The following is a 25046-nucleotide window of genomic DNA, read 5'->3' on the forward strand; positions in this document are numbered from 1 at the left end:
CTCGCGATCGTCACTTGACTTCGATGCCTGCGTCCCTGGCAACCTGCTTCCAGGCCGCGATGTCGCGGGCGTTGATGTCGCGCTGCTCGTCGCCAGGCACGTATTGCGGCGTGATGCCGAGCCCCAAAAGCTTCTCCTTCACCTCGGCATCGCCCAGCGCGTCCTTCAACGCCGCCGACAATTTCTGTGCGATCGGCGGCGCGAGGCCGGCGGGACCATACATCGCCCAGGACAGGCTGCGGTCGAACGGCACGCCCTGTTCCTTGTAGGTTGCGACGTCAGGCAGGCTCGGCGAGCGCTCGCCGCAGGCGGCCAGCGCCTTGATAGAGCCGTCCTTCACCAGCGGCGTCGCGGTCGCCATGTCGAGCGTCGCGAGCGAGATGTGGCCGCCAAGCAGGTCGCCCGCGAGTTTGGCGATGCCGTTGAACGGCACGTGATCCATCTTGATGCCGGTCTGCTGCATCAGGATTTCCGCACAGAATTGTCCGGTCGAGCCGACGCCCCAGCTGCCGTACTGGATCGGCTCGCCCTTCTTGGAAAGCGCGATCAGGCCCTTGATGTCATTGGCAGCAAAGTCTTTGGTCGCCACCAGCATGATCGAGGACGTCCCGATGCGTCCGATCGTCGTAAAATCCTTGATCGAATCGTAGGGCAGTTTTGGATAGATCGCCGGCGCCAGCACATGCGTGGTCATGCCGCCGACGGTGATGGTGTAGCCGTCGTTCGGCGACGCCGCGACCATCTGCGTGCCGAGTGTGCCGGCAGCACCCGTGTGGTTCTCGATATAGACGCCCTGTCCTAGCGTCTTGCCCATCTTGTCGGCGAGCAAGCGGCCGATCACGTCGCCGCCGCCGCCGGCCGCATAGGGCAGAAGCATTTTGATCTTGTGGGTGGGGTAGGCGGCAGGATCCTCGGCGCGTGCCGGCAGCGCCGCCGACAGCAATGCGAGCAACGACAGCGTGACGGTGCGCAGCATCATGATGGCTTCCCCTAATCCTCGAAATGAAATCTGTAGGCCTCGCCGTGCCGGATCACGCGCCCGGCGGTCGGCGCCGGAAAATGGCCGGTGAGCAGATAGCTCGGCGTGTCCGCGAGCTCCTCCAGCAGCGCCATCCGCGTCGCGACCGCCGCGGCCGGATCGATGTCGGCGGCATTCGACAGCCACGGCGCGGCGCACTGGATGGGATGGTGGATGACGTCGCCCGACATCACCGCATGATCGTGGCCGCCATTGAGGTGGATCTGCATGTTGCCGGCGGTGTGGCCCGGCGCTGGCGCAAAGCGTAAGCCTGCGTCGCGATCGCTGAACACGCGATGATCGGTCTCGACCAGCTCGGCGAGGCCGGCGGCGACGACCGGCAGCACGGAGTCCTCGAAAGAGCCGTGGTTGACCGGGCGTTTCGGCGCGGCATTGTGCGCGGCCTCGAAGTGGCGGTACTCCTCGCGTCCCATCAGATAACGTGCGTTGGGGAAGGTCGGCACCCAGCGGCCGTCGAGGAGCCGCGTGTTCCAGCCGACGTGATCGACATGCAGGTGCGTGCACATCACGAAGTCGACCTCTTCAGGGGCAACGCCCAGCGCCTGCATGTTGTCGAGGTAAGGCCGGTTGAGGTTGTCCCACGCCGGCACGCGCGGCCGCGGCTTGTGATTGCCGCAGCAGGTGTCGACGATGGCGGTCCAGCGCGGCGTGCGCACGAGATAGGAGTGGTGGCTGAGGATGAAGCGTCCGGTCTCCGGTTCGATATAGCGGTGATCGAGCCAGCTCCGGTTCTCCGCGATCACCTCGTCGGTGACGTTGGCGAACAGCCAGGTCTTCTCGAAGGCAAGCGAAGGGATCTCGCTGACGAGATCGATCCGCATGCTGCCGATCCTGACCTGCCGCATGGGCTCAGTTCTTCAGGAGATCGCCGAACGGCACCCAGCGCGTGCCGTCGAAGCGGATGAGCTGGAGGCTCGTCATCGGCGTGTAGTGCTCGGGCGAATTGTTCACCGCGGTGCCGTTGATCAGCATCGGCAGCTTTACGTCCTTGAGCGTCGTGGCCTGCTTCAGCACATTGGCGCGGGTGAGGTCGTTTCCGGACGCCTTCAGCACCGTCACCAGCGTCTGCGCGATAGTGTAGCCGTAGACGTTGAGCCAGTCGTTCTTGTTGGCATCCGGCAAATACTTGTCCATGAACGCCAGCCATTCCTTGTAGCCGGCATCGTCCTTCGATGCGGGATCGGTGGCGTCCTTCAGGTACTGGCTGGAGATCACGCCGGTGGAATTGTCCTTGCCGGCCGGCTCCAGCACGCCGCTGATCGAGGCCGAGACATTGGAGATGATGGTGACAGGCTTCCACCCGATCTCGCCGATCTTGCGGATCGCCTGCGCCGCGAATTTTGGCGTTGCCGCCACCAGCACGATTTCTGCGCCTGCGGTCTTGAGCTGCAGGATTTGCGTATCGACCGTCGGCGCCGAGGTCTCGTAAGCCGCGCGCGCGAATCCTTGCCGAGATCGTCGTTCTGGTAGAGCACGCCGATCTTCGCGTTGGCATGGCTCGCCTTGATGTACTTCGCGTAGGCGATCGCCTCGTCGCGATAGGTCGGCTGCCAGCCAACGGTCCACGGAAAGTTCTTGGGATCGTCCCATTTCGCGGCGCCAGAGCCCAGGAAGAGCTGCGGCACCTTGCGGTCGTTGAGATATTTGTGCACGGCGCTGTTGGTCGGCGTGCCGACGCCGCCGAAGATCAGCAGCACCTCCTCGCTCTCGACCAGCCGCCGGGTCTGCTCCACCGTCTTCGGCGGGCTGTAGGCATCATCGGCGATGATCATCTGGATGCGCCGGCCGTTGACGCCGCCGTCGTCGTTCACCTTGCGGAAATAGGCCTCCGCCGATTTCGCGATCTGCGCGAAGGCGGACACTGGCCCGCTCAGCGGCGCGGTGGTGCCGATCTTGATGGTCTTGTCGTCGGCGCCGGGATCGTATTTCGCGCTTTGGGCCTGAACGGCACTGGCTGCGAGCATCGGCAACAGGATGCAGGCCGCACGAAGGCGAAGGCGGGCAAAGCGCGCCATGAGGTCGTCTCCCCAAAATTGCTCTCCGCCTCTCATTGGAGCGGAGTTGAAACGCGAGAACAGCGCCCGAAGCGGACTTGCGGGGCCGCGACCGCTGCCGCCAGACTGGCGAAACGAACGATCGTTCGTACGGTTGACTAGCGAACGATCGTTCGTTAGTCAAGCCAAATGGCTGTCCACACCTCCAGCGCGGCGGAAGCGGCTGCGCCCACGACCCGCGAGCGCATCCTCTCCGAAGCGCTCAATCTGTTCGCGCAGAGCGGCTATGGCGGCGCCTCGATGCGCGAGCTTGCGCGCCGCGTCGGCATTCGCGAAAGCAGCCTCTACAATCATTTCTCCGGCAAGGCCGCGATCCTCGAAGCGATCGTGGCCGAGCACGGCCCCGCCAGTTCGGCGAGCCGGTTGGAAGAGCCGCGCTACAAGCAGCTGGCGCGCCAGCCGGCCGCGTTCTGCCGTCAGTTCGCGCTTGATCTCGTCGAGCAATGGTCCGACCCGCGCGAGCACCAATTCCAGAAAGTAATCACCGCCGAGCGTAACCGCGTGCCCGGCATCCGCGCCAAATTCGCCGACCATTTTTACGCGCGCGAGCAGAGCATGATGACGGATTACTTTCGCGGTTTTGCGCTCGCCGGCTTGGTCTCGACACCCGATCCGCGCGAGACCGCGCGGCTGTTCGCGGCCGGCCTGATCTACATCCGCCTCGAGCATTACGTGATGGGCGCAGCACCTTCGCCGCGGCCGAAGGTGATCGAGGCGATCGACCGCTATCTCGCCTTTTTCCTGTCGCTGATCGCGGCGGGCAATGGCGAAGACAACAAGAAACGAAAACCCAAGGGAGAAACGCGTGGCAAGGCTGCCCCTGATTGATCCGGAGACGACGAGCGGCGATATCCGCGCCTCGTTCGACCGCATGCCGGTCAAGCTCAACATCTTCCGCATGATGGCCCATGCCGAGGCCAACATGATCCCGGCGATGCGGCTCGGCAATTCGATCCTGCACAAGCAGAAGCTCTCAGCCGTCAACCGCGAGCTTTTGATCTTGCAGGCCGCCCAGCTCGAGGGCGGCGCCTATGAATGGCGCCAGCACGTGCCGATCGCGATCGGGGTCGGCTGCACGCAAGGACAGATCGATGCGGTGGAGCGGGCTGACTACGATGCCGCCGGCTTAAGCGATGCTGAGCGCGCGTTGCTGAAGTTCGGCCGCGAGGTGGTCGAGAATGTTCGGGTGCCCGAGGCGACCTTCGCTGCCGCGCGAAGACACTTCAGCGATCAGGAGATCGTCGAAGCCATCGTCGCGCTCGGCTTCTATATGATGATGGCGCGCCTGACCGAGGCAACCGAAACCGATCTCGATCCCGCGGCCGGCATGAAGGTCTATGACGGCGGCAAGAAGTAGGGCGGCTGAGATGGCGGAAATCGATAGCAAGCCGGAACGTTACGTCCGTCCACCAAGCGCGGAGTCATTGGGCGAAGCGCCGGGCAGGGGACGCCTGAAGGGACGCCGTATCCTGATCGTCGGCGGCGGCCAGCGCGTGTTCGACGCCGCCACCGATCCAATCGGCAATGGCCGCGCCATGAGCATTTTGTGCGCACGTGAGGGCGCGAAGGTGGCGGTGGCAGATCTCAACCGGACGTCCGCACAGCAGACCGTCAAGCACATCACCGACGAAGGCGGCGAGGGTTTTGCCATCACTGCCGACGTCACGTCGGAGCCTGACGTCCAGCGCATGATCGAGGAGGCGCATCGCGCCATGGGCGGCCTCGACGGCATGGTGCTGAACATCGGCACCTTCGGCAAGACCGGCCTCGATGCCGTCAGCCCCGAGGAGTGGAACAGGATCTACGACGTCAACGTTCGCGGTCCCATGCTCTGTTGCCGCGCAGCGATGCCGAAATTCGACAATGGCGGTGCCATCGTCTTCATCTCCTCGATCGCCGCGCTGAAAGCGGGATCGCAGATGGCGGCGTATGATTCTTCAAAAGCCGCGCTCGGCGGCCTGATGCGCAACATCGCCCATCTCGGCTCGCGCCGCGGCATCCGCGCCAATCTCGTCTATCCCGGCCTCGTCGACACCCCCAACGGCCGCGAAGCCGGCGCCGGCCGCCCCAGCCGCGGCAAGGGCCACGTCCCCTTCGGCCGGCAGGCCACCGCCTGGGAGATCGCCTATGCCGTGCTGTTCTTTCTGTCGGATGAAAGCGTCTACGTCACCGCACAGTCGCTCGCGGTGGATAGCGGCCTGAGCGGAATGTAAGACGCCAGTACAATCCGGCGGCGCGGAATTCGATGCCCCGGCGAGCAGAGTCTCTCTTCATTGCGGCGAGGACGCAATCTTCGGCGTTTGCGATTCGCTCATCTGCTCAAGTGCCTCCAGGACGGCCTCGCAGGCCTTCTCGGCTTCGGCGAAGGTACTGAAGGGGGAGCCGCCAAGCTTGATCGCGGACTTGTTTTCTTCGACCGGTCGCCATGAGGCAACCAGGCCCGGCTTTCCGTGAAGGCCAGGACCGGTGCGGTTTTCGTTACTGATCACGAACGAAAATCCGCCGCTGCACGCCATCCAGATTTCAAGTTCATGCACCGGAGTCTCGACGCGCGTAAAGTGCAGGGTCATGTCTCTCTCCAGAGTTTGCTCCGCAGAATGGGCCACGGGCGCAAGCCGTCAGTTGTGCGAATCCCGGATAGCCGCAAGGTCCGAGGTCTCTGATCCCTCGTCTCTCCATGCCGTCAAATCGCCCGGGAGCAGAATGGGATCGCTCTCAACCCGCCTGTTGCGGCTGACCCCTAAGCCAATGAGCCCGCCCAATACCAACGCGGAGCCTGCAATGATCAACCAGTACGGCAAGTCCAACACGGGCATTGCAATTCTCCCACTGAGAGGAGCGCGTTACGCAATTGCCTGGCCGAGGCGCGAGCGGGTTACCTTTGGATAAGTGTCTGTATTATGCGGCGCTTCAAGCTTCGTGCAAGGTACCCAAAAGGGGTAGATTTCTGACCTAAGTTGCCGCCGGCGGGGGCAAGGGGAAGCGATCCGTCCCCCCAAATCTCGTCAAATCCGTCACCGAGAAGATAGGCAAGTTCGACAGCAAGGCTTTTGGTGCGGCCATGAAGGCTGACGGCCAACAATGCCCCTGACAAAGAGTGAGGTGCGCGGCCGGATGGAGCGAAGCGTCATCCGGGAGCACAGCCTCATCGCGCGAGCTGCCCCCGGCACTGCGTTGCGCTTCATCCGGGCTACGAACTGAGGCGCAAGCTCCGCACAATCGCGCGACGGGATGAAACTGCCGGGCAATTTTTGCAGCGTTGTGCGAAGTCCGCGCGCTACGACAAGGAAAGCCGACAGGAATCAACTGCGCTTTCGCTGGCACAAAAATTGCTGAATGTTTCCGCGCAATGATCACAGGAATTCGCGCCGTGACCAACGTCAGCTACACCGTTCCGCCGAACTGGACCGCAGGCTCCGACAAGACAGGCGCGAGCAAGAACAAGAATCCGAACGATCCGAACATGCTGACGACGGGCGCCTATGGCAGCGCGTTCGAACTGTTGCTCGACAATCGAACCAACAGCGACGGCACCACCACGGAGACGCTGACCTACAAGAGCTACAGCGGCAAGACCAACGGCACGTTCTCGGCGACGGCCGAGACGGGGACGGGAGCCGATCTCGGCAGTGCCTCCCAGGCCTTGCTCGCCACGCTTCAAGCCAATGGCGAGATGGACGACAAGACCGCCGCGCAGCTCGACGACGCCATGGGCAAGCTCGATACCCAATCCGAGAGCGGTGCCAAGGATGCCGAAGTGTCCGGCGGCGGCCTGCTGGTGCAGTCCGGCGGCCCGGTCTATTTCAACGGCATCTCGGCCTATCAGAACCAGATCGTGGATTCGCTCGTCAACGAGCTGAGCACCAGGCTGAACCTCGACGCCAAGGCGTGACGGCAGTTCATCGCTGGTGAAACCGGTTGGCAAAGCCGGCCCAACCCGCGCATGATGCGCGGGCGATCTCGGCCACATGCTTTCCCGGATAAATTCAAGACATGAAAACCACGCTGCTGAAGTCCGAAGACTACACCCGCTCGCCCTGGAAGAACGGCGGCGGCATCTTCACCGATATCGCGGATGCCCATCGCGCCGACGCGCCGGCGAAGGATTGGGACAGCCTGCTCTGGCGTTTTGCCTCGACGCCGATCGTGGCGCCCGGGCCCTTCTCCTACATGCCCGGCATCGACCGCCTGCAAATGGTCGTCGGCGGGCGTGGGCTGGTGCTGAAGTCGCCCACGCAGGATTTTGACGAGCGTGAACCTTTTACAACGGTGCGCTTCACCGGAGAGATGGAGATCGTGACCGCGCTCGAGGCGGGTCCCGTCGAGGTCGTCAACCTGATGGCCCGGCGCGGCGCGGCCGAGATCGAGTTGCTGGCACTCAGGGAACCCGGCGATCGGCCTTTGTCCGCCGGCACGCACCTGGTTTACGCGGTTTCCGGCGAATGCAGCATTCGTCTCAATAGCGAGGATATTGTCATTCCCGACGGCAGCACGCTGAAGGTCGAGCTGACCGAGGCGTCCAGATTGGGACTCGTCTCAGGGCTGGCGGTACTGGGCTCGATTCAGCTCGTCGGCTAGATGGCAACCGCCCGGCGGATGCGCATAATCCATGCACCTGGCTAGGTTGACGCAGCGGCGCCGGAACACGATATCTGCCCCGACAATGCCGACCGCCGCGCAAGGCACGATATGAACAGGCAGGGTATGACCGCGCCAGACCAAAATCGCCCCACCACGCTATCCGACGGCGTCGTCGACTGGCTGACCAACGGCACGAGCGACGAGCGCTTCATCGACAACATCTTTGCCGAGATGTGCATCCGCCTCCAGCAGGCGGGCATTCCGCTCAAGCGGTCGACGATGCACGTCCGGATCCAGCATCCGCAATGGCTCGGCGCCGCCTTCATGTGGTTGGATGGCATGCGCGAGGCGAAGATCTCGCGGGTCGACTTCGATGTGCTCGAGCGATCCGAGTTCATCGGCAGCCCTGTCAGCGAAATGCTGGACGGTGCGAGCGAACTCCGCGAGAACCTCGAAGGCGATCCGTCGCTCGGCCGCAGGCACGCGGTCTATGACGAGATGCGCGCGAAAGGTCTGACCGACTACGTCGCCTGGCCGCTCCACCACACACTCGGTAAGCGCCATCTCGTCACCTTCGCGACCGATCGCCCCGGCGGCTTCGACGACGCGCATCTGGTTGCGCTCAAGAACGTGCTGCCGGTGCTGGCGCTGGTCAGCGAGATCCGCGTCAAGAACCGCCTGGCGCGAACGCTGCTCGAGACCTATGTCGGCTCCCATGCCGGCGAGCTCATCCTGGCCGGGGCCACGCGGCGCGGCACCGGCACGACGGTGCGTGCCGCGATCATGATCTGCGACCTCCGTGACTTCACGAAGATCTCGGACAACTGGCCGCGCGACGACGTCATCGATCTCCTCAACGACTACTTCGACGCGATGTCGGAGCCGATCGCGCGGCACGGCGGCGAAATCCTGAAATTCATCGGCGACGGCCTGCTCGCCATTTTCCCGCTCAGCGGGCCCGGCGCCTGCGCAAACCTGCTGCGCGCCGTGACTGAAGCCCGGCAGGCTATGGCCGCGCTGAACGAACGGAACAACGGGACCGGCCGCGCGCCGCTGAACTACGGCATCGGCGTCCACGTCGGCGACGTCATGTACGGCAATATCGGATCGTCCAGCCGGCTCGACTTCACTGTCATCGGTCCCGCCGTCAACATGGCCTCCCGTCTCGAAGCCCTGACCAAGCAGCTCGGACGACCGGTGCTGCTCTCGCGCGCCTTCGCCGAGCTGGTCGAGCGGGAGTTCGAGCTCGAGCATGTCGGCAAATACGAGGTGCGCGGCTTCAGCGATCCGATCGAGCTGTTTGCGTTTCACGGCTGAGGCGGCATGCTCGCCGCAGCCGTCCGGTTGAAATCTCGCTGACGCAAGATTGCCGATGACCCGCGCGCCACCGATTGCGCGGCGTGGCGGAGAAATCCTGATCCTCATCGGCCACGGCCAGCTTGCCATCGTCCCGCACACCCCGGCATCTCCGAACGACGGTCGCCATCGCCGCCCGTCATGGCCTCGATGTGCCGTGATTGACGGTGCATGCGTGCGTCGCCGTGACGTCGATCCAGTTCCGGAATCGGGCGATCGCGCAAACGCGCAATCGTCGGGGTGCGTCCCCTGCGCGCGATGGAAGTCGTGCTTATGGGCAATATCGGACGCGTTGTTGAAAGATATGTTCGCGCAGGACGCCTAGGTTGGGTTCACTGGCGGCGTTGCGAACGGTGCCGCAAGATTTGGTCGAGGACAGTCGATGCGGCTGCCTCGATGCAACAGAAAAGGTGATCGACACATCGGACGCGACCACAAGAGGAGACGACAATGCCAAACTGTTCCCAAGTTTCTGGAAGTCGAACCGCTCGCTGTGCCGCGTGCGACGGTAAGTTTGGCCTAGTCCGCTACTACTCTTGGCGAAAGCCCCTTTGCTCGAAAAAGTGCGTCGAACGTTTGGCGACGCGCCGGCAGGGTGAGCGCGACTGGTTCGGTCGATTTCCGTCGGTTGTCGACATGTTTTCAGAAAACCGCGCGAGGCGCCTATGACCATGCAGATGTCACGACGAGGAAAGGAATATCTCGAGACGGCGCAGAGCCTGCTGCGCGCGGCCCGGACCATGACGGACATCGTGGTCGCGACCCGTCTCGAGATGCTGGCCAATGACTATCAGCGGCGCGCCGAAAAGGCATCAAGCGTCGATGCGGCGAGGTCATCGGCGCGTTCGGCCGGCACGCGATACGAATCGTACCCGTGATTGCGGGTTGCGCGGTGAGCCGGTCGCCCAATCAGGGCCGTCTGGTCAGTTTCCTCTCTTGCCACCCCGTGGAGCCGATATGGGCGAAGTTGTTCGACTGGTCACAAGAGCCGAGCGCGAGCGTGCGCGGCTGATCCGCGAAGCGCGCGCTAACTATGACGCCGTGTTTCCGCGGGCCGATCCCGACGGCGAGCGGCCCGTCGAGCCGCGGTCGACCACTCGGGCGGCGACGCAGAGCCCGAGTACGTCGAAGGAGCTCTCGTGACATGATCAAGATCATTGCCGTGCTCTGCAGCCTCTCGTCGCCGACAGATTGCCACGAGCAGATCGTCACGACCTCGGATTTCGCTGACGTGACGATGCAGTCCTGTCTGATGGGAGCGCCGCAGCTCGCCGAATGGATGGCGCAGCATCCGGCCGAACGTCTCGCGGCGTGGCGCTGCTCGATCGGCAAGCAGGAGGCTCGCCGGGGAGCGTAGGTGCGAGGAGCCCTGTTGCCAATGCAGGCATGTGCGAATACGTTGGCCCGAGGTCCGCCCACGTTCCTTCGACTGGCCGCGCGTTCATGCCAAAATTCCTTCGCATCGGAGTCCATCAGTCGAACGTATCGGGATACACGTCGAAGGCGTGGTGTGTCAGGCGCGTCGGCTCGGCGGTTTTCCTGAAGTGGGGCGGCGTGGAGGTCCAAGGCACCGGTGCCGGGCGCAAGGTCTACTGGACGCGCTCGCCGCAGGAGAAGACAGTTCGGTGCGGCACGGCGCAGCGTGCCCAGGATTACGCAAAGGCCGCGATCGCGCGGCGCCGCAGCCATCGCTATGAGCCGCTGGCCGGAGCTATCGCGCTCCGGCGCCCCCCCGCCGAGCGCGGCACCGATCTCAAGCGGGCGCTCGCCACCATCCTGATCGTCGATATCGTCGGCTCCACCGCCAAGGCCGCGAAGCTCGGCGATGCGCGCTGGACCAAGGTGATGGGCCATTATTACGCAGCCGTCCGCAAGGAGCTGAAGAGCTCGCGCGGAAAGGAAGTCGTGACGACGGGCGACGGCGTGCTAGCGACGTTCAAGGCGCCGGCTGCCGGGATCAGTTGCGCGACCGCGATCCAGAAGGCGGTGCGCACGCTGGGGCTAGAGATCAGGGTCGGCCTGCATGCGGGCGAGTATACGATCAGCGGCGGCGAAATGGTCGGTCTCGCCTTCCACATCGGCACCCGCGTCGCCGCGAAAGCGCGGGCCGGCGAAGTCTTGGTCTCGAGCGCGGTCAAGGATTTGCTGAAGGCACCATCGACGATCAGCTTCAGGGATCACGGCATGCACCAGCTCAAGGGCGTGCCGGAGCGGTGGAGGCTGTATCGGGTGGAGGCGTGAGGCGTCCGGCAAGGGTGGACACCGGACCGCCTTCGCGCCGCGCCGGCACGGCTTCAATGATGCGGCAGAATCTCGCCGAGGAATTTTTTGGTGCGCTCGTGCTGCGGGGCCCTGAAGAAGACTTCCGGCTCCGCCTCCTCGACGATCCGTCCCTCCGCCATGAAGATCACCCGGTCGGCGACCTGCCGGGCGAAGCCCATTTCATGGGTGACGCAGATCATGGTCATGCCGTCGGTCGCAAGCCCGATCATGGTGTCGAGCACCTCCTTGACCATTTCCGGGTCGAGCGCCGAGGTCGGCTCGTCGAACAGCATCACCTTGGGCTCCATGCACAGCGCCCGCGCGATCGCCGCGCGCTGCTGCTGACCGCCGGACAATTGCGCCGGGTATTTGTCCGCCTGGTTGAGGATTTTGACACGGTCGAGCAGCCGCCGCGCGGTCTCCTCGGCCGCCGGGCGCGGAATGCCGCGAGAGCGGATCGGCGCCAGCGTGCAGTTCTCCAGCACCGTCATGTGCGGGAACAGGTTGAATTGCTGGAACACCATGCCGACCTCGCGGCGCACCGCATCGACGGCCTTGCCTTGGCTGCCGAGATGGACGCCGTCGACGACGATCTCGCCCTTCTGGTAGCTCTCGAGCGCATTGATGCAGCGGATCAGGGTGGATTTGCCCGATCCGGACGGCCCGCACAGAACGATCTTTTCGCTCGCACGGACCGCCAGGTTGATGTCGGTGAGCACCTGGTAGGTGCCGTACCATTTGTTGACACCGCGCATCGCGATCATCGTGTCCGCCGTGGCTGCGACCGGCATGGCTGCGACCGACATGGCTGTGACCGACATGGCACTCTCCCTCAGCTGACGGTGAAGGGGATGCCGGGAATGCTGTCGGGGAAAGCCGGCAGCGGGTTGTTGATCCACTTCGGATAGATCCTGGCCCATTCGCCGCTGGCGATGATCTTGTCGATGAAGCCGTTGACGAAGGCGTTGATCTCCTTCTCGCCGAGCCGCGTGCAGGCGCCGTTATAGAGTTTGGTGAATTCGAGCTTGTTCTCGTAAGTGCCGGGTTTGGATTCGTTGAGGCGCGGAACGTAGAAGATGTTGCCGCCCACCGCCTGCACCTGCCCGGACAGCAGCGCCTGCATGGTCGGCGCATCGCCGTCGAAGCGGCGGATGGTGGTGCCGGGAGGCGCCGCCTTGGTCACGTCGGTGTCCTGCACACTGCCGCGCGCGACACCGATGACATATTTGCCCATGTCGGCCGGCGATTTGATCTCGATCTCCTTCGGCGCGATGAAGGTGATGATGTTGGCACCATAGGGCCTTGAGAACTGCACCGCCTTGGCGCGCTCCGGCAGCATCGCCATGGTCGCAAACAGGATGTCGACGCGTCCCGACGTCAGCGCCGGGATGCGATTGGCGACGGCCAGCGGTGTAAATTCCGCGGCGACGCCGAGCTCTTTTGCGAACAGCTCGGAGAGGTCGGCATCGAGGCCCTCCTGCTTGCCCGAGGAATTGACGAACCCCCAGGGCGGATTGTCGCCCTGGATCCCGATCAGCACCTTGCCGCGCGCCTTGATCTCCGCGGGCGTCACCGCGTAAGCGGCGCGCGACAGCACGAACGGCGAGGCGATCGCGGCGGCGCCGAGCGCCAGCATGTGGCGGCGATTGAACTGGATTGTCTTTTTGGTCATCATTCCCTCCTCTGTGTTGAATTCATCATCGTGCCGCGGTGACGAGCCGCCGCTCCAGCCAGGCGCCATAGAGCGAAAGCGGCCAGCACAGCGCGAAATAGAGCGCGCAGACCAGGCCGAGCACGAGCAGCGGCTTGAAGTTCTGGTTGGAGACGATGGTCCCGGCGCGCATCAGCTCGGTGAAGCCGATGATGGCGGCAAGCGAGGTGCCCTTGATCAACTGCACCAGGAACCCGATCGTCGCGGGCAGCGAAATGCGGATCGCCTGCGGCAGCACGACGTCCTTCATCCGGTCGAGATAGCCGAGGCTGAGCGCCTTGGCGGCCTCGACCTGGCCGCGCGGCACGGCCTCGATCGAGCCGCGCCAGATTTCGCCGAGGAAGGCGCCGGCATGCAGGGTGAAGCCGATCGAGACGGAAACCCAGGGATCGAGCTTCAGCCCGGCGAGCGCGAGGCCGTAATAGACAACGAACAGCTGCATCAGCAGCGGCGTGCCCTGGAACAGCGCGATGTAGGCGGCCGCGCCACGTTCGAGCCAGCGCCGGCCCGAGGTGCGCGCCAGTGCGACGCCGAGGCCGGCGACCGAGCCGAGCGCGAAGCCGATCGCGGACAGCGCCAGCGTCCATTTCAGGCCGCCGAGCAGGAACAGGAACTGGTTCTTGTCCATGCGCCGTCCTCACTTCACGGGATAGAGCAGGAAGCGCGCGTTGATCCGCGCGAACATCTGCATCAGCATCCACGACATCGCGAGATAGAGCAGCGTGACGACGCCATAGACCTCGAAGCTGCGGAACGTATTGGTCTCGATCGCCTGTCCGACCGAGGTCAGCTCATAGGCCGAGATCGCCGATGCGATGCTCGTCGTCAGCGTAAGCATGATGAACTGGCTGGTCAGCGACGGGAAAATCGCGCGCAGCGCCGGCTTCAGCACGATCAGGCGGAAGATCAGGGTCCGGCTCAGGCCGAGCGCCAGTCCCGCCTCGACCTGCCCCTTGTTGATCGACTGCACGCCGCCGCGGATAATCTCGATCGCATAGGCGCCGCCGTTGACGCCGAGCGCGATGATCGCGGTCAGCGTGGGATCGAGGCGGATGCCGACCATCGGCAGCGCGAAGAAGACGAAGTAGATCTGGCCGAGGAATGGCGTGTTGCGGATCGCCTCGACGAACGCGATGACTAGCCAGCGCAGCGACGCAAGCCGGGAATCGCGCAGCAGCACGCCGCCGATCCCGATGATCAGCGCCAGCACCATGCCCGACAGCGCCAGGCCGAGCGTGCCGGCACAGCCCCAGAGCAGCTCCGGCAGGCCCTCGATCACGGGTCCGAAATCGAACTTGTAGTTCACCTCGCTCCTCCCTCCGGGCCGCCCTCTTGGCGTGGCCGGGCCGCCCTCTTGGCGTGGCTTGGCCCGTTCGCGTCTGTCCGACGGCGGTGAAAGCCGTGCTCTAGGTCGTTGCCTGCTCGCCTTGTCCTAGCCCCGCGTAGCGCTCGCGCAGGTCGATGCGCCGTCGCGCCGTCGCGGCCTCTGCGATCGCGAGCGTCACCAGCAGGCTTCGCGCGCCGTCCTCGACCGGTTGCAGCGACGGCGTCACGCCCCGGACCACGTCGCGGAAATGATCGAGCTGGGCGACATAAGGATCGGTCGACGCCGCATGATTGGCCTGCGCCTGGATCGGCCTGTTCCAGTCCTGCGCGCCGCCTTCCTGCGTCCATTGATCGAGACTTGGGAATTCGATCGCGCCGCGGCGGCCCATCAGGCGGTAGCTGCTCTGTCCGCTGAACGGAAACTCCGGCGCCTCGCCGAGTCCCTGCTCCATCGTCCAGGGCGTCACCGCGCAGTCGCTGAGGAAGAACGTGCCGAGCGCGCCGTTCTCGAATTCGAGCAGCGCGGCGGCGGTATCCTCGACCGCGAAGCCGCGCTGCCGGTTCGCGGCGATGGCCTCCACGGCGACGATCTCGCCGACCGCGAAGCGCAGGAAGTCGATCTCGTGGATCAGATTGATCAGGATCGGCCCGCCACCGGCTTGCGAGCGCCAGGGCGCAGCCTTGAAATAGTCGGCCGGCTTGTGCGTGGCCCAGATCGCCGAGACGCCGACGACATCGCCGATACGGCCCTCGCCAAGCAGCGCCTTGAGCGCCTTCACCTGCCTATGATGGCGGCGGTGATGCCCGACCAGCGACCGAATGCCGGCCTTGCGGACTTCCGCGATCAGGCCGGCGGCGGTCTCCAGCGTATCGGTGACCGGCTTTTCGATCAGGATATGGATGCCGGCCCGCGCGCATGCGATGCCGTTCTCGGCGTGGAGCTGATTGGGCGACGCGATGATCACGGCCTCGGGCCGCGCCTCGTCGAGCAGCTTCCGGTAATCCGCGAAGACGCGTGCGCCGGGCTGCTCGGCCGCGACCTGCTCGGCGTTGACGTCGGCGATGCCGGCGAGCTCGTAGTCGCCATGCTCGGCCAGCTTGCGCAGATGTTTGCGCCCGATCAATCCTGCGCCGATCACGCCAATCCTGATTTTTGTCATCTCGTGCATTCCGTTGGGTTTAGGCCCAGCCGTGGCAGTCGCGGCGTCTGGCGCCGCGGGCCTGGCCTTCGAGCAAGTTCCTGGTCGCGTTGAACGCCGTGGCGATCCGCTCTCTCGCGTCGAGCGCCGGCAACGGCATCTCGACGCTGAGGGCGGCATCAGTGGGCAGCGCCTCCAGCAGTGCGCCGAGCGGCAGAGCGCCGTCGCCGGGCGGCAGCCGTCCCGCGCGCGCCTCGGCAATGATGGCCGCGTCCGTTGCCGGCGTTTCGGCGACGGCATCACAGAGTTGCGCGGCGCGGAGCCAATGGTCGGGAAGCGGGATCAGGTCGGCGGCGCGGCCGCCGGAGCGCGCCAGGTGCAACGCGTCGACCAGGATGGCGCCGTTGGTCTGGCCTGCGTCGCGGATGACCGCCGCGGCCTGCGCCAAATTGCCGATCGCGCGCCAGCGCATGAATTCGAGGTCGACGCGCAGTCCGAACGACGCGGCGAGTTGGCAGAGCTCGGCGAAACGCGCGGTGAGCCGGGACCGATCCGGATCGTCGCCCGAAGCGATGATCGCTGTGGCGCCGAGATCGGCGCCGGCTTCGATACAGCCTGCGAGCGAGGAGATGTCGATGGCGGGCTTGAGCTGGACCAGCTCGATGTCGCTGACCCGCACGCCCTCGCCGTCAAGCACGCGCTTCAGCGCTCGGTGGGCCTCGGTGCCGACCTGCGTCGGATAGGCCGGCCCGTCGCTGGTTGCCGGGATGAAGCGTAGCGCGACGGCTGCAAACCCGGCTCGCGCCGCCTCGGCAACCAGCGCCGTGGGCGCAAGCTCCAACGCGGTGAGATGGGCAAGGCCGAGCGCGGTCATGGCCTGCTCGCCCGCACAGGCAATCGCGGCAGTCGGGAGCTGGCGCGGCGGTCGCCGGTCAGGCGCATGTGTCTCCTCCCTCTTAATTAATCCATAGGTTAATTGATAATTACCCAATGGGATAATTGATGTCAAGGGCCCGCGATTGCGCTATGGAGGGAGGGCGATGCCGCGACCGGCCGCCGTGAAGGACCGAAGGGCCAGATGCCAGGTGTGAAGAAGCAGCCCGTCCGGGCGGCGAAGCCGGTGCCGATCAAGCGGCGCGACCGCGAGCGGACGCGGCAGGAGATCCTCGACATCGCCTTCGAGGAGTTCGCCGAGAACGGCTTGTCCGGCGGCAACACCGACGCCATCGCCGCCCGCGCCAACATCACCAAGCGGCTGATCTTCTACTATTTCAACTCGAAGGAAGAGCTGTTCACCGCGGTGCTGGAGATGGCCTATGCGGAGATGCGCGCCGCCGAGGAGGATCTGCATCTCGAGGCGCTGGAGCCGGAGGCCGCGATCCGCCGGCTTGCCGAATTCACCTTCGATTTCCACCAGGCCCATCCGCAATTCGTCCGCCTCGTCAGCATCGAGAACATCCATCGCGGACGGCACATGGCCATCAGCCGCAGGCTCAAGGAGATGACGCAGCCGAGCATCAGCCAGATTGCCAAGGTGCTGGAGCGCGGCGCGGCCTGCGGCGCGATCCGGCCCGGCATCGATCCGGTCGAACTGCATATGACGCTGAATGCGCTGAGCTTCTTCGCGGTCGCCAACCGTCACACGTTCGAGGCGCAATTCGCCTTCGACATGTCCTCGCCAAAGGCGAGGGCGCAGCGCCGCGCCGAGATCGCCGATCTGCTGTGGCGTTGTGTGCGGGGGGATCGAACGGCGGCGGTGTGAAGACCTCGCGCGGCCGGAGCGGGCAGGGCCCTCCGGCGCGCCTTCAAAGCTCCCGTCCGATCAAGCGGTCCGCCGAGAATCGCCCGCCGCCTCGAAACGACATGTGCAGGGCAACGAGGCCCATCAGGAACGGGTACTCCATGCCGCGATCGATCCAGGCCCATTTGGGGTAATGGATAAGGCAGATCATCGCCATCTGCACGGCGACCATCGGCGCGACGAGGCGGGTGAACAGCCCCGCGGCGAGCATGATGGCCCCGATGGTTTCCAGCAGCATCACGAAATAGCCGAACGCCACCGGGGCCGGAAAATGCAATGAATTGGTGATGAAATTGATGGAGCTCGCGAACGGATTGGCCATGGCGCCGTGGGACTCGCCGAGCAATTTCGGCAAGCCGTGCGTGAACAGGATCAATCCGAAGGCAACGCGCAGAAACGCATAGGAAACGGGATTGGCGATCTCGTAGAAATTTCGCAAGCCAGGCAACAGCAGGGACGCGGGGCTGTGCCGTGGGGCCCCGCCCGTGATCGCATCGCTCATGGTCATGATCTCCAGACGATGCGGCTTCAGATGATGCCGCCATTGGCGCGCAGGATCTGGCCGTTGATCCAGCCGCCGTCGGGCCCGACCAGGAACGAGATCGCGCGCGCGATGTCGTCGGGTTCGCCGAGACGATGCAGAGGCGTCCGATCGATGATCGGCGAGATGTCGTGCTGATTGGCGTTGTGGAATAGCTCGGTGTTGACAGGGCCCGGCGCGATCGCGTTGACCGTGATCCGCCTCACGCCCAGCTCCTTCGAGAGGATGTGGGTGATCGCCTCGATGCCGGCCTTGGTCGCGGCGTAAGCCGCATAGGTCGGCTGATAAAGCCCGACCACGCTCGTTGAGAAATTCACGATCCGGCCGCCCTCGCGCAGCCGCTTCGCCGCTTCACGCAGCGCATAGAAGGTGCCCGTGAGGTTGATCGCGATGGTCTGGTCCCACACCTCGTCGGTGGTCTGGGCCAATGGGGCGACCTTCATGATCCCGGCATTGTTGACGAGCACGTCGACGCCGCCGAACGCCGTCTCGGCCGCGTCGAACAGCGCGCGCACGTCAGCCAGCTTGCTGATGTCGGCTTTGACCGCAATCGCCGCTCCACCGGCGGCCTTGATCTTCGCCACCAGCGCCTCGGCTGGCGCAGCGCCGCTCGCATAGTTGACGACGACGGCGAGGCCGTCCCGCGCCAGCCGCTCGGCGACCGCCGCGCCAATGCCCTTCGAGCTGCCGGTGACGATGGCTGTGCGTGGGTGCTGGGTGGTCATGGTGGGGTCTCCCTGTTTGATGGGGAGATAATAGGCAGGGAGGTTGGCTGGATAATCCCGCTGGAATTGGCTTCACTGTTCGGGTGGGGCGAACAGTGAATGGTGCGGTATCCGCCGCTGACGGCTTGGCGGCCCTTACCTTGGCATGAGGGAGGTCACCACCTCAACGTCACCGCAGCCCCGTGCCTGTGTCAGCGTCACGCATCCTGTGGCGCGGCTGCACTGGCGGTCCGTCGCCGTGCCGGCAGGAAAAGCCCCGCAATCGCGCCGGCCAACGACAGCATTGCGGCGAGGCGCATCGCCGCAGCAAATCCGCTCTCGAAATGTGCGGCCGAGTAGGCCCCGCCGTTGGCCGAGAAGCTCGCCACCAGCGCAGCGATGCCGAACATGCCCCCGAGGAAGCGGCCCATGTTGAAGACGCCGGACGCCTTGCCCATTTCAGCCACCGCGACCGAGCTCAGGATCGCGTTCTGCGCTGCCGGCATCGCCATCGAGACGCCGACGCCGGCCAGCACCAGCGGCGCGACCAAGGCGGAGTAGGCGACCGTGGGGCTCACGATCTCCGCGATCCAGCCAAGGCCGATCGCCTGCATCAGCAATCCCGTCACCACCAGCGGCCGCTCGCCGAACCTGTTGACGACCGCGCCGGCGATCGGGGCGGTGACGAACAGCGTCGCGGTCCAGGGCAGCAGGCGAAGTCCGGCGCCGAAGGCGTCGAAGCCCAGCGTGGTCTGCAGGAACTGCGGCAGCAGGAACAAGACGCCATACATCGCGGCGTAGAACAGGACGCTTGCGGACATGCCGGAGGCGAGGGCGCGCGATGCAAACAGTCGCATCGGCACCATCGGCGCGGCCGCGCGCAATTCCCAGAGCACGAAGCCGGCTGTGAATACCAGGCCTGACATCAGCGTGCCCATGACCTCGGCGCTCGCCCACCCCACGGCGTTGCCGCGCAACAGGCTCCAGACCAGCGCCAGCGCCGCGAGGGCGACGAGCGCCAGTCCGGCGATGTCCAATGCGGAAGCCGGTCCGAAGCTTTCGCGCAAGCGTGCCAGCACCAGGGCGATCGCGATCAGGCCGATCGGCAGGTTGATCCAGAACACCCAGCGCCAGCCGAAATGTTCGGTGATGAAGCCGCCGATGGCGGGGCCGATGATCAGCGCGCAGCCGGTGATGCTGGCGAAAATGCCAAGCGCGCGGGCGCGCTCCTCGCGGCCGAACGTGCCGCTCAGGATCGCCATCGCCAGCGGCATCACCAAAGCGGCGCCGGCGCCCTGCAGCGCGCGGGCGGCGATCAGCGCGGTGGCATTGCCGGCGAGCGCACAGGCCGCCGATGCAACGACGAACAGGGCGATCCCGGCCGCGAACATGCGGCGGCGACCGAAGCGGTCGCCGAGCGCGGCGCCGGTCAGGAGCAGCACGGCAAAGGTCAGGTTGAAGGCGTTGACGGTCCATTGCAGCGTCTCGACCGGGCTGCCGAATTCGGCGCGGATGGTCGCGAATGCCGTCGTGATGATCATGGCGTCCAGCGCCATCATGAAGGATGCCAGCGCGGTGACGCCAAGCACCCAGTTCTTCTCGGCGCGATTGGTCGGGGTCTGCATCGCCCTCTCTCCGTGTGTCGAGCCACCCTGTCGCGGCGCGTTCTGTGGGCTAGACGAGGTCGGAGGGGCAAAGGATGCGCCCGGAAATAATTTTTCCCCGGCTGCATCCTTCGCCGGCCGCCAAACGTCCTTGGGGATGACGCGGCCATTGACGCGAGCTTGATCCGGAAAGCGGGGCACCGGTTTTCCGGGAGGGTCATGCCGAAATGGAAAGATGGCGCGCGATGGGCGAGCCAGGTCGCGAGATGAGCAAGGAGAGCGCGATGAAAAGGACGTTGATCAGGTACAAGGCCAAGCCCGAGCTGGCCGACAGGAACGCCGAGCTGGTTTCGGCGGTATTTGCCGAATTGAAGGCGGCCGGGCCGGACGGCGTGCGCTATCTGACGCTGCGGCTGGAGGACGACACCTTCATCCATCTGGTCGAGGCCGCGGCCGAGGACGGCTCGAGCCCGATCCCGAAACTCAGGGCGTTTCAGGCGTTCCAGGACGGCATCCGCGACCGCTGCGCCGAGCCGCCGCTGGTTCGTGATGTGAGGATCGTCGGCAACTACCGTATGCTGAACGAGTCCTGACCAGGCGAGGCGGAGGAACAATGGCGCCAGAGCCACTGGCCACCATCGATATCGAGGCGCTGCTGGCGCAGATGCGGCCGAAGCTGCATCGCTACTGCGCGCGCATGGTCGGCTCGGTCATCGACGGTGAGGATGTGCTGCAGGATGCGCTGATCAAGGCGATGGGAGCGCTGCAATCGGTCACGCCCGTCGTCAATACGGAGGGCTGGCTGTTCCGCATCGCGCACAACACCGCGCTGGATTTCCTGCGCCGCCGCAACCGACAGGAGGCGCTTCATTCGGCTGAGGAGGTGGAGATGATTGCCGACCAGCTCGATGATGTGGAAAGCCGCCAGATCGCTGCGACCAGCCTGCGCACCTTCATGCGGCTGCCGGTGGCGCAGCGGTCCAGCGTGATCCTGATGGACGTGCTCGGCTGCTCGCTTGCCGAGGTCTGCGACATCATGGATTTCAGCCTGCCGGCGGTGAAGGCCGCGCTGCATCGCGGGCGCACGCAGCTGCGTGAGTTCGCCGAGGAGCCTGACGATGTGCCGCAGCCAGGCCTGTCGGAGGCCGATCGCACGCGGCTCAACGCCTATGTCGGCCATTTCAATGCGCGCGACTTCGACGCGATCCGCGCCATGATCGCCGATGACGTCAGGCTCGAGCTCATCAACCGCACCAGGCTGAACGGCAAGGCCGAGGTGTCGCGCTATTTCGGCAATTATTCGAAGATCAGCGACTGGCACCTGGTGACGGGGCAGGTCGACGGACGTCCCGCGATCCTGGTGTTCGATCCGAATGAGCCGAGCGGGCGGGCGAAATATTTCATGCTGTTGAACTGGTCCGCCGACAAGCTCGCCATCATCAGGGATTTTCGTCACGCAGCCTACGTTATCGATGGTGCGGAGTGCGTAGTGGATGGAGGGTGAGTGGGCGTGGCCGGCAGCGTGGTCCGCGCTTCAGTTTCAATGACCGCTGAGTGGGGAGGGGGCATCGACTTGCCCGGGGGCCTCGCCGCTTGTTGGAGAGCCCCGCCGGTGCTATTGGTCTCCACCGCCTCTTCGCTTCCATTCAGTCCGGGCAGAACATCTATGGCGCGCGTTGCTCGAGTGGATTTGCCGCAGCGTTCGGTGCTCAAGCCGCTCTACGCCAAGGCGGGCTTCGCTGACGCATTCGCGATCGATCTGCCGAGCCATGCGACGGGCGACGCCGAGCGCCTCGCCACCCATATGCTTATGGGTCAGGCGCGGTGGGTTGGCTGGCTGGTGGCTCTAAGGGACACTTTGGTTGCGGGGTTCGGTCTTAAGACATCGTCTGACTTGCGCGATGACGTTGCGACCGACAGGATCGATTTCTTTCGGGTCTACGATCGGCGTCGTCATGAGATTATCCTTGGCGAGGACGATCGCCATCTCGACTTCCGTTTGTCCGTTTTGGTTGAAGAGTCCGCCTTGTGCCGCCGACTTGTCGCCACAACGGTCGTGACCTTCAATCATTTGGGAGGGCGGGCCTATATCGCGGGAATCGCGCCCTTCCATCGCCTGATCGTAAAGTCGTCCTTGCGTCGAGCCGAGCGATCGGGCTGGCCAGCTGAACTGTAAGGTCGCGCGCCGCGGCGCAAGAGCGGAGCACGGGCGTGCCGCCCCTGTGGCACATAACAGCGATTTAATCTCTCCGGCTGCGAAGTATTCGAGATCTCAAACGTTAGCTTACGAGAGTCCTCGCATCCGGCGAGCGCTACACAGGAGTTCCCTCATGCATCGTCATCTTGCCATCGCCGTCCTTGCGGCCGTTTCCACCTTGACCGTCGCGGCATCCTCTACCGCCGCGTCCGCAACCGAGGTGCAAGACAATTATTGCCTGCAGGGCCGCCAATCGGGCTACCCCGGCAATTGCGAGTTTTCCACCTATGAGCAGTGCCGCGCCACCGCGAGCGGCACCAACGAGAGCTGCGGTATCAACCCGATGCGGGCCTACGCGCCGCAGCAGCAACGGCACGTGCTGCATCGCAGCCGGGATTGAGCGGCAAGCGATGAAGGGCGCCGGCGACGGCGCCCTTGTTCGATGTGGCTGCTCCACCGAAGCAGCCGCAATGCGTCGGGACGCATAGGCTGCCCGTCGATGGCGAGCAATCCAGCGCTGTCGTCGTCATCTCCCGAAACCGCGAAAGACCCGATGCGGCCCTCGATCGCAAACATCGGGAATCGCGGCGACCGGAGTACTCGATAATCTTCGCGATCGGAGAGGCGAGCGCGATCATGTCCAGGTTCCTGCAATGGTTCTTTCGGAATCGCGAAACCGGTGACATCACGATCGCCCAGGCCCCCAACCTCGTTCTCTGGGTCGTCATCGTGGCCGGTGCCCTGCGCTGGATCTGGCAGCCGCCGGGCAATGCCGCTATTGCCCTGGACATCGTGTTCAAAGGCGGCCTCATCGTTTGGGCCCTCGACGAGATTTTCCGCGGGGTGAACCCATGGCGGCGCTGTCTTGGCGGAGCCGTGCTGGCTTATGAGCTCACGACCTTTCTGTGATGGATCGCCCAGAATACCGCACGAAGCTTGATGTTGCCGGCCGGAATACCAGTGGCTTCATGGTGCGGGCTACTACGGTGACAGTGCTTGACTGCACCCCGTAAGATATTTGACGTTGTGAACGATAAAGCTGGTCAGGATAGCCGACCGAGAACGAGAGCCATCCAACGATGACGACCTACGTGGCCCTGCTTTACAGTGTGGTTCTCCCGCTCGGCCGGCGATTGGCGATGGCCGAGCTGCGTGCCATGGCGCAAGGCCTCGGCCTCCACGACCCCAGAACCATCGGCGCGACGGGAAATCTGACGTTTGACAGCGACAAGGCGTCGATTTCCGAGTTGGAAGAAAATCTCGAAGCGGCCTTCAACGTGCGGTTCGGCAAGCATGTCGCAATCATCGTTCGCAACGCTGACGCGTGGCGACGCCTGCTACGCGCAAACCCGTTTCGTGCCGAAGCGACCGCTGATCCGCAAAGGGTCGCCGTTCGCGTGATGCGCAGTCCAATCCCGAAAGGTGGCGAAAACGCCCTCGCACGCTATGTCAGCGATGAACGAATAGCCGTCGCCGGCGGCGATCTCTGGATCCATTTTACGGGCGATCCAGCGCGATCGCGTTTGCTTTCGGCGTTAGGCGCGGGGCGCCTGAAGGGCGTCGGCACGTTGCGCAACACGAATACGCTAAGGCGAATCGGTGACGCCGTGACTTCGGTCCGATCCAGCCGGGCTGATCAAAAATAAAATCGATTGCTTGGAAGTGCACTGTCATCTCAATCCCCCGGGAATAGAGCGGTCATCAACTCAACATCACCGCACCCCCGTGCCCTTGCAGCGCTGGCACTTCACCACCTTCTCGCCCTTCTTGAGCAAGCCTTTGCCCTCGCAATTTTTGCATTTCTGCTTCTTTTTGATGTTCGGGCCTTTTTCACTGACCATAAAATTCTCCTGCCGCGTGAGAGCGGTCGATTGGCGCCTTGTTTCGGTTGGGCTCGCCCGGCAGAACAGCCGAGTGGCGTCGGGTAAGCCCTGCACTATGCCGGTTTTGGCACGACCAGCACCGGCACGCTTCCGTACACCAGGACCTCGGATGTCTGGCTGCCCAGAAACAGCTTCCTGAGGCCGCGACGCCCATGAGAGGCCATGACGATCAAGTCGCAGCCTCTCGACTCTGCTGTTTCAATGATCGCAGTCGCCGGGTGCGCATTCGGAACGTGCAGGAGTTCCGCAGGCGTGCCGATCTGCTCCGACATGGCGCGCGCTTCATCGAGCACTTTGCCTGCACGGGCTTTGCAGGCTGCGTCATAGCTGTCAACCTCCTCCTGGGTCGGAATCCATCCCGAGGCGTGTCCGCTCCCATAGTCGACCGGCAGCGCTTCCGTCACAGTGATGATCGTCAGCCTGGCGTTCAACGCCTTCGCCAGGGCAATGCCATGCTCAACGCCTTTTCGCGCGACGTCCGATCCGTCCGTGCTCAAGAGAATGTTGGCGTACATTCGATTAATCCTTTGCTCTTCGAACAAAGTGATGCCTGGGTAATATGATCTCATACGCGCCGTGGGTCCATCCGCGTTTTCGGTCTCGCCGTCACAGCCTCAACAAGGTTCGCCTCGCACCGCGTGGACGCGCCCGGCTCTCGGCTAACTAAACTTTTATTCACGTTCGATGCAGGCAACCGAATCTGGCGTAGAGCTCTGTCTCGTGTCCGAGAAGATTGTACGCGCCTCGGAAACTACTTTGTGACTTGGGAATAAGCGCGCGACAACGCACGTCTAAGGGTGGTGGATCGGATCTCTTGCCTCGCGGGGGATCCCCCAAACGAAAGGAAC

At 64.4% G+C, this 25046-nt stretch carries 31 protein-coding genes and 1 pseudogene; 17 read left to right on the forward strand and 15 right to left on the reverse strand.

The window, feature by feature from the left end:
* Positions 1–10: 10 nt before the first annotated feature.
* The 3 genes and pseudogenes from AB7245_RS08730 to AB7245_RS08740 all read right to left on the reverse strand — a co-directional run bounded on the left by AB7245_RS08730 (position 11) and on the right by AB7245_RS08740 (position 3090).
* A complete protein-coding gene (locus AB7245_RS08730) occupies positions 11–979 on the reverse strand; it encodes a Bug family tripartite tricarboxylate transporter substrate binding protein (RefSeq protein WP_085403267.1) in 969 nt (322 codons plus the stop codon).
* Between the two features lie 11 nt (positions 980–990).
* Positions 991–1884, reverse strand: a complete 894-nt coding sequence (locus AB7245_RS08735; RefSeq protein ID WP_085403268.1) for an MBL fold metallo-hydrolase — start codon at positions 1882–1884, stop codon at positions 991–993.
* Positions 1885–1888: 4 nt separating this feature from the next.
* Positions 1889–3090 (reverse strand): annotated as a pseudogene (locus tag AB7245_RS08740) (ABC transporter substrate-binding protein).
* Between the two features lie 132 nt (positions 3091–3222).
* Here AB7245_RS08740 and AB7245_RS08745 point away from each other — a divergent pair.
* The 3 genes from AB7245_RS08745 to AB7245_RS08755 are packed head-to-tail and all read left to right on the forward strand — an operon-like array spanning position 3223 to position 5306.
* On the forward strand, positions 3223–3921 hold the full coding sequence (locus AB7245_RS08745) for a TetR/AcrR family transcriptional regulator (RefSeq protein ID WP_085403270.1): 699 nt from the start codon (positions 3223–3225) through the stop codon (positions 3919–3921).
* Positions 3899–4450 (forward strand): carboxymuconolactone decarboxylase family protein, encoded by a 552-nt coding sequence (locus tag AB7245_RS08750; RefSeq protein ID WP_085403271.1) that lies wholly within the window; start codon positions 3899–3901, stop codon positions 4448–4450. The genes AB7245_RS08745 and AB7245_RS08750 overlap by 23 nt, the downstream gene beginning before the upstream one ends.
* Positions 4451–4460: 10 nt before the next feature.
* Positions 4461–5306, forward strand: a complete 846-nt coding sequence (locus tag AB7245_RS08755; protein WP_085403272.1) for an SDR family NAD(P)-dependent oxidoreductase — start codon at positions 4461–4463, stop codon at positions 5304–5306.
* Between the two features lie 57 nt (positions 5307–5363).
* On the opposite strand, the gene AB7245_RS08760 is transcribed toward AB7245_RS08755, so the two are convergent.
* The gene (locus AB7245_RS08760) at positions 5364–5663 is read right to left on the reverse strand and encodes a hypothetical protein (protein ID WP_085403273.1); all 300 of its coding nucleotides are present in this window, start codon (positions 5661–5663) and stop codon (positions 5364–5366) included.
* Positions 5664–6463: 800 nt separating this feature from the next.
* Between AB7245_RS08760 and AB7245_RS08765 the strand changes: the two genes are divergently transcribed.
* The 7 genes from AB7245_RS08765 (at position 6464) to AB7245_RS08795 (ending at position 11271) form a co-directional block, all read left to right on the forward strand.
* Positions 6464–6985 carry a hypothetical protein gene (locus AB7245_RS08765; protein ID WP_135215557.1) on the forward strand — a complete coding sequence of 174 codons (522 nt, stop codon included), beginning with the start codon at positions 6464–6466 and terminating at the stop codon, positions 6983–6985.
* A gap of 101 nt (positions 6986–7086) precedes the next feature.
* A complete protein-coding gene (locus AB7245_RS08770; RefSeq protein WP_085403276.1) occupies positions 7087–7671 on the forward strand; it encodes a HutD/Ves family protein in 585 nt (194 codons plus the stop codon).
* 126 nt (positions 7672–7797) lie between these two features.
* Positions 7798–8991, forward strand: a complete 1194-nt coding sequence (locus AB7245_RS08775) for an adenylate/guanylate cyclase domain-containing protein (protein ID WP_085403326.1) — start codon at positions 7798–7800, stop codon at positions 8989–8991.
* A gap of 704 nt (positions 8992–9695) precedes the next feature.
* Entirely contained in the window at positions 9696–9908 is a 213-nt protein-coding gene (locus AB7245_RS08780; RefSeq protein ID WP_063985337.1) for a hypothetical protein, read from the forward strand.
* Between the two features lie 79 nt (positions 9909–9987).
* Positions 9988–10173, forward strand: a complete 186-nt coding sequence (locus AB7245_RS08785) for a hypothetical protein (protein WP_085403277.1) — start codon at positions 9988–9990, stop codon at positions 10171–10173.
* Position 10174: 1 nt separating this feature from the next.
* The gene (locus tag AB7245_RS08790; protein WP_014497603.1) at positions 10175–10387 is read left to right on the forward strand and encodes a hypothetical protein; all 213 of its coding nucleotides are present in this window, start codon (positions 10175–10177) and stop codon (positions 10385–10387) included.
* An 86-nt stretch (positions 10388–10473) separates the two neighbouring features.
* Positions 10474–11271: an adenylate/guanylate cyclase domain-containing protein gene (locus AB7245_RS08795; protein ID WP_085403327.1), complete on the forward strand. Its 798-nt coding sequence runs from the start codon at positions 10474–10476 to the stop codon at positions 11269–11271.
* A gap of 53 nt (positions 11272–11324) precedes the next feature.
* Here AB7245_RS08795 and AB7245_RS08800 read toward each other — a convergent pair whose 3' ends face one another.
* The 6 genes from AB7245_RS08800 to AB7245_RS08825 form a co-directional block, all read right to left on the reverse strand.
* Positions 11325–12083, reverse strand: a complete 759-nt coding sequence (locus AB7245_RS08800; protein ID WP_085403328.1) for an amino acid ABC transporter ATP-binding protein — start codon at positions 12081–12083, stop codon at positions 11325–11327.
* Positions 12084–12124: 41 nt separating this feature from the next.
* The gene (locus tag AB7245_RS08805; protein ID WP_167768141.1) at positions 12125–12967 is read right to left on the reverse strand and encodes a transporter substrate-binding domain-containing protein; all 843 of its coding nucleotides are present in this window, start codon (positions 12965–12967) and stop codon (positions 12125–12127) included.
* A 22-nt stretch (positions 12968–12989) separates the two neighbouring features.
* Entirely contained in the window at positions 12990–13631 is a 642-nt protein-coding gene (locus AB7245_RS08810) for an amino acid ABC transporter permease (RefSeq protein ID WP_063985335.1), read from the reverse strand.
* 9 nt (positions 13632–13640) lie between these two features.
* Entirely contained in the window at positions 13641–14309 is a 669-nt protein-coding gene (locus tag AB7245_RS08815; RefSeq protein ID WP_085403278.1) for an amino acid ABC transporter permease, read from the reverse strand.
* A gap of 100 nt (positions 14310–14409) precedes the next feature.
* The gene (locus AB7245_RS08820) at positions 14410–15489 is read right to left on the reverse strand and encodes a Gfo/Idh/MocA family protein (protein ID WP_094184291.1); all 1080 of its coding nucleotides are present in this window, start codon (positions 15487–15489) and stop codon (positions 14410–14412) included.
* 19 nt (positions 15490–15508) lie between these two features.
* Positions 15509–16342 (reverse strand): sugar phosphate isomerase/epimerase family protein, encoded by an 834-nt coding sequence (locus tag AB7245_RS08825; RefSeq protein ID WP_085403280.1) that lies wholly within the window; start codon positions 16340–16342, stop codon positions 15509–15511.
* A gap of 204 nt (positions 16343–16546) precedes the next feature.
* On the opposite strand from AB7245_RS08825, the gene AB7245_RS08830 reads away from it, so the two are divergent.
* Positions 16547–17230 carry a TetR/AcrR family transcriptional regulator gene (locus AB7245_RS08830; RefSeq protein ID WP_085403281.1) on the forward strand — a complete coding sequence of 228 codons (684 nt, stop codon included), beginning with the start codon at positions 16547–16549 and terminating at the stop codon, positions 17228–17230.
* A 43-nt stretch (positions 17231–17273) separates the two neighbouring features.
* On the opposite strand, the gene AB7245_RS08835 is transcribed toward AB7245_RS08830, so the two are convergent.
* From AB7245_RS08835 to AB7245_RS08845, 3 genes are all read right to left on the reverse strand, one after another.
* Entirely contained in the window at positions 17274–17771 is a 498-nt protein-coding gene (locus tag AB7245_RS08835) for a DoxX family protein (RefSeq protein WP_167768142.1), read from the reverse strand.
* A 26-nt stretch (positions 17772–17797) separates the two neighbouring features.
* A complete protein-coding gene (locus AB7245_RS08840) occupies positions 17798–18535 on the reverse strand; it encodes an SDR family oxidoreductase (RefSeq protein ID WP_028158991.1) in 738 nt (245 codons plus the stop codon).
* A 197-nt stretch (positions 18536–18732) separates the two neighbouring features.
* Complete coding sequence (locus AB7245_RS08845) at positions 18733–20139, reverse strand: DHA2 family efflux MFS transporter permease subunit (RefSeq protein WP_085403282.1); 1407 nt, start codon at positions 20137–20139, stop codon at positions 18733–18735.
* A 263-nt stretch (positions 20140–20402) separates the two neighbouring features.
* Between AB7245_RS08845 and AB7245_RS08850 the strand changes: the two genes are divergently transcribed.
* The 6 genes from AB7245_RS08850 (at position 20403) to AB7245_RS08875 (ending at position 23961) form a co-directional block, all read left to right on the forward strand.
* Positions 20403–20711, forward strand: a complete 309-nt coding sequence (locus AB7245_RS08850; protein ID WP_071917696.1) for a hypothetical protein — start codon at positions 20403–20405, stop codon at positions 20709–20711.
* 20 nt (positions 20712–20731) lie between these two features.
* Positions 20732–21622, forward strand: a complete 891-nt coding sequence (locus AB7245_RS08855; RefSeq protein WP_085403283.1) for a sigma-70 family RNA polymerase sigma factor — start codon at positions 20732–20734, stop codon at positions 21620–21622.
* Positions 21623–21784: 162 nt separating this feature from the next.
* Positions 21785–22294, forward strand: coding sequence for a DUF2867 domain-containing protein (locus AB7245_RS08860; protein WP_063985328.1), 510 nt, complete (start codon positions 21785–21787; stop codon positions 22292–22294).
* A gap of 154 nt (positions 22295–22448) precedes the next feature.
* Positions 22449–22715: a DUF3551 domain-containing protein gene (locus tag AB7245_RS08865; protein WP_085403284.1), complete on the forward strand. Its 267-nt coding sequence runs from the start codon at positions 22449–22451 to the stop codon at positions 22713–22715.
* A 236-nt stretch (positions 22716–22951) separates the two neighbouring features.
* Positions 22952–23224: a hypothetical protein gene (locus AB7245_RS08870; protein WP_085403331.1), complete on the forward strand. Its 273-nt coding sequence runs from the start codon at positions 22952–22954 to the stop codon at positions 23222–23224.
* 170 nt (positions 23225–23394) lie between these two features.
* Positions 23395–23961, forward strand: a complete 567-nt coding sequence (locus AB7245_RS08875) for a DUF1697 domain-containing protein (RefSeq protein ID WP_085403285.1) — start codon at positions 23395–23397, stop codon at positions 23959–23961.
* A 66-nt stretch (positions 23962–24027) separates the two neighbouring features.
* Here the strand turns inward: AB7245_RS08875 and AB7245_RS08880 are convergent, their stop codons facing one another.
* Positions 24028–24156, reverse strand: coding sequence for a hypothetical protein (locus AB7245_RS08880; protein WP_256376431.1), 129 nt, complete (start codon positions 24154–24156; stop codon positions 24028–24030).
* Between the two features lie 95 nt (positions 24157–24251).
* Positions 24252–24713 carry a universal stress protein gene (locus AB7245_RS08885; RefSeq protein ID WP_085403286.1) on the reverse strand — a complete coding sequence of 154 codons (462 nt, stop codon included), beginning with the start codon at positions 24711–24713 and terminating at the stop codon, positions 24252–24254.
* Between the last annotated feature and the right edge of the window lie 333 nt (positions 24714–25046).

It is taken from the genome of Bradyrhizobium sp. 604_D8_N2_3 (genome assembly GCF_051810765.1).
Lineage (GTDB): Bacteria > Pseudomonadota > Alphaproteobacteria > Rhizobiales > Xanthobacteraceae > Bradyrhizobium > Bradyrhizobium barranii.

Coding starts and splice junctions, on each gene's coding strand:
- AB7245_RS08760 (WP_085403273.1), bottom strand. CDS start 5,663: ATGACCCTGCACTTTACGCGCGTCGAGACTCCGGTGCATGAACTTGAA.
- AB7245_RS08785 (WP_085403277.1), top strand. CDS start 9,988: ATGGGCGAAGTTGTTCGACTGGTCACAAGAGCCGAGCGCGAGCGTGCG.
- AB7245_RS08835 (WP_167768142.1), bottom strand. CDS start 17,771: ATGAGCGATGCGATCACGGGCGGGGCCCCACGGCACAGCCCCGCGTCC.
- AB7245_RS08805 (WP_167768141.1), bottom strand. CDS start 12,967: ATGATGACCAAAAAGACAATCCAGTTCAATCGCCGCCACATGCTGGCG.
- AB7245_RS08780 (WP_063985337.1), top strand. CDS start 9,696: ATGACCATGCAGATGTCACGACGAGGAAAGGAATATCTCGAGACGGCG.
- AB7245_RS08735 (WP_085403268.1), bottom strand. CDS start 1,884: ATGCGGCAGGTCAGGATCGGCAGCATGCGGATCGATCTCGTCAGCGAG.
- AB7245_RS08860 (WP_063985328.1), top strand. CDS start 21,785: ATGGCGCGCGTTGCTCGAGTGGATTTGCCGCAGCGTTCGGTGCTCAAG.
- AB7245_RS08825 (WP_085403280.1), bottom strand. CDS start 16,342: ATGACCGCGCTCGGCCTTGCCCATCTCACCGCGTTGGAGCTTGCGCCC.
- AB7245_RS08820 (WP_094184291.1), bottom strand. CDS start 15,489: ATGACAAAAATCAGGATTGGCGTGATCGGCGCAGGATTGATCGGGCGC.
- AB7245_RS08850 (WP_071917696.1), top strand. CDS start 20,403: ATGAAAAGGACGTTGATCAGGTACAAGGCCAAGCCCGAGCTGGCCGAC.
- AB7245_RS08770 (WP_085403276.1), top strand. CDS start 7,087: ATGAAAACCACGCTGCTGAAGTCCGAAGACTACACCCGCTCGCCCTGG.
- AB7245_RS08830 (WP_085403281.1), top strand. CDS start 16,547: ATGCCAGGTGTGAAGAAGCAGCCCGTCCGGGCGGCGAAGCCGGTGCCG.
- AB7245_RS08865 (WP_085403284.1), top strand. CDS start 22,449: ATGCATCGTCATCTTGCCATCGCCGTCCTTGCGGCCGTTTCCACCTTG.
- AB7245_RS08885 (WP_085403286.1), bottom strand. CDS start 24,713: ATGTACGCCAACATTCTCTTGAGCACGGACGGATCGGACGTCGCGCGA.
- AB7245_RS08845 (WP_085403282.1), bottom strand. CDS start 20,139: ATGCAGACCCCGACCAATCGCGCCGAGAAGAACTGGGTGCTTGGCGTC.
- AB7245_RS08795 (WP_085403327.1), top strand. CDS start 10,474: ATGCCAAAATTCCTTCGCATCGGAGTCCATCAGTCGAACGTATCGGGA.
- AB7245_RS08870 (WP_085403331.1), top strand. CDS start 22,952: ATGTCCAGGTTCCTGCAATGGTTCTTTCGGAATCGCGAAACCGGTGAC.
- AB7245_RS08875 (WP_085403285.1), top strand. CDS start 23,395: ATGACGACCTACGTGGCCCTGCTTTACAGTGTGGTTCTCCCGCTCGGC.
- AB7245_RS08810 (WP_063985335.1), bottom strand. CDS start 13,631: ATGGACAAGAACCAGTTCCTGTTCCTGCTCGGCGGCCTGAAATGGACG.
- AB7245_RS08855 (WP_085403283.1), top strand. CDS start 20,732: ATGGCGCCAGAGCCACTGGCCACCATCGATATCGAGGCGCTGCTGGCG.
- AB7245_RS08755 (WP_085403272.1), top strand. CDS start 4,461: ATGGCGGAAATCGATAGCAAGCCGGAACGTTACGTCCGTCCACCAAGC.
- AB7245_RS08840 (WP_028158991.1), bottom strand. CDS start 18,535: ATGACCACCCAGCACCCACGCACAGCCATCGTCACCGGCAGCTCGAAG.
- AB7245_RS08790 (WP_014497603.1), top strand. CDS start 10,175: ATGATCAAGATCATTGCCGTGCTCTGCAGCCTCTCGTCGCCGACAGAT.
- AB7245_RS08880 (WP_256376431.1), bottom strand. CDS start 24,156: ATGGTCAGTGAAAAAGGCCCGAACATCAAAAAGAAGCAGAAATGCAAA.
- AB7245_RS08775 (WP_085403326.1), top strand. CDS start 7,798: ATGACCGCGCCAGACCAAAATCGCCCCACCACGCTATCCGACGGCGTC.
- AB7245_RS08800 (WP_085403328.1), bottom strand. CDS start 12,083: ATGCCGGTCGCAGCCACGGCGGACACGATGATCGCGATGCGCGGTGTC.
- AB7245_RS08745 (WP_085403270.1), top strand. CDS start 3,223: ATGGCTGTCCACACCTCCAGCGCGGCGGAAGCGGCTGCGCCCACGACC.
- AB7245_RS08730 (WP_085403267.1), bottom strand. CDS start 979: ATGATGCTGCGCACCGTCACGCTGTCGTTGCTCGCATTGCTGTCGGCG.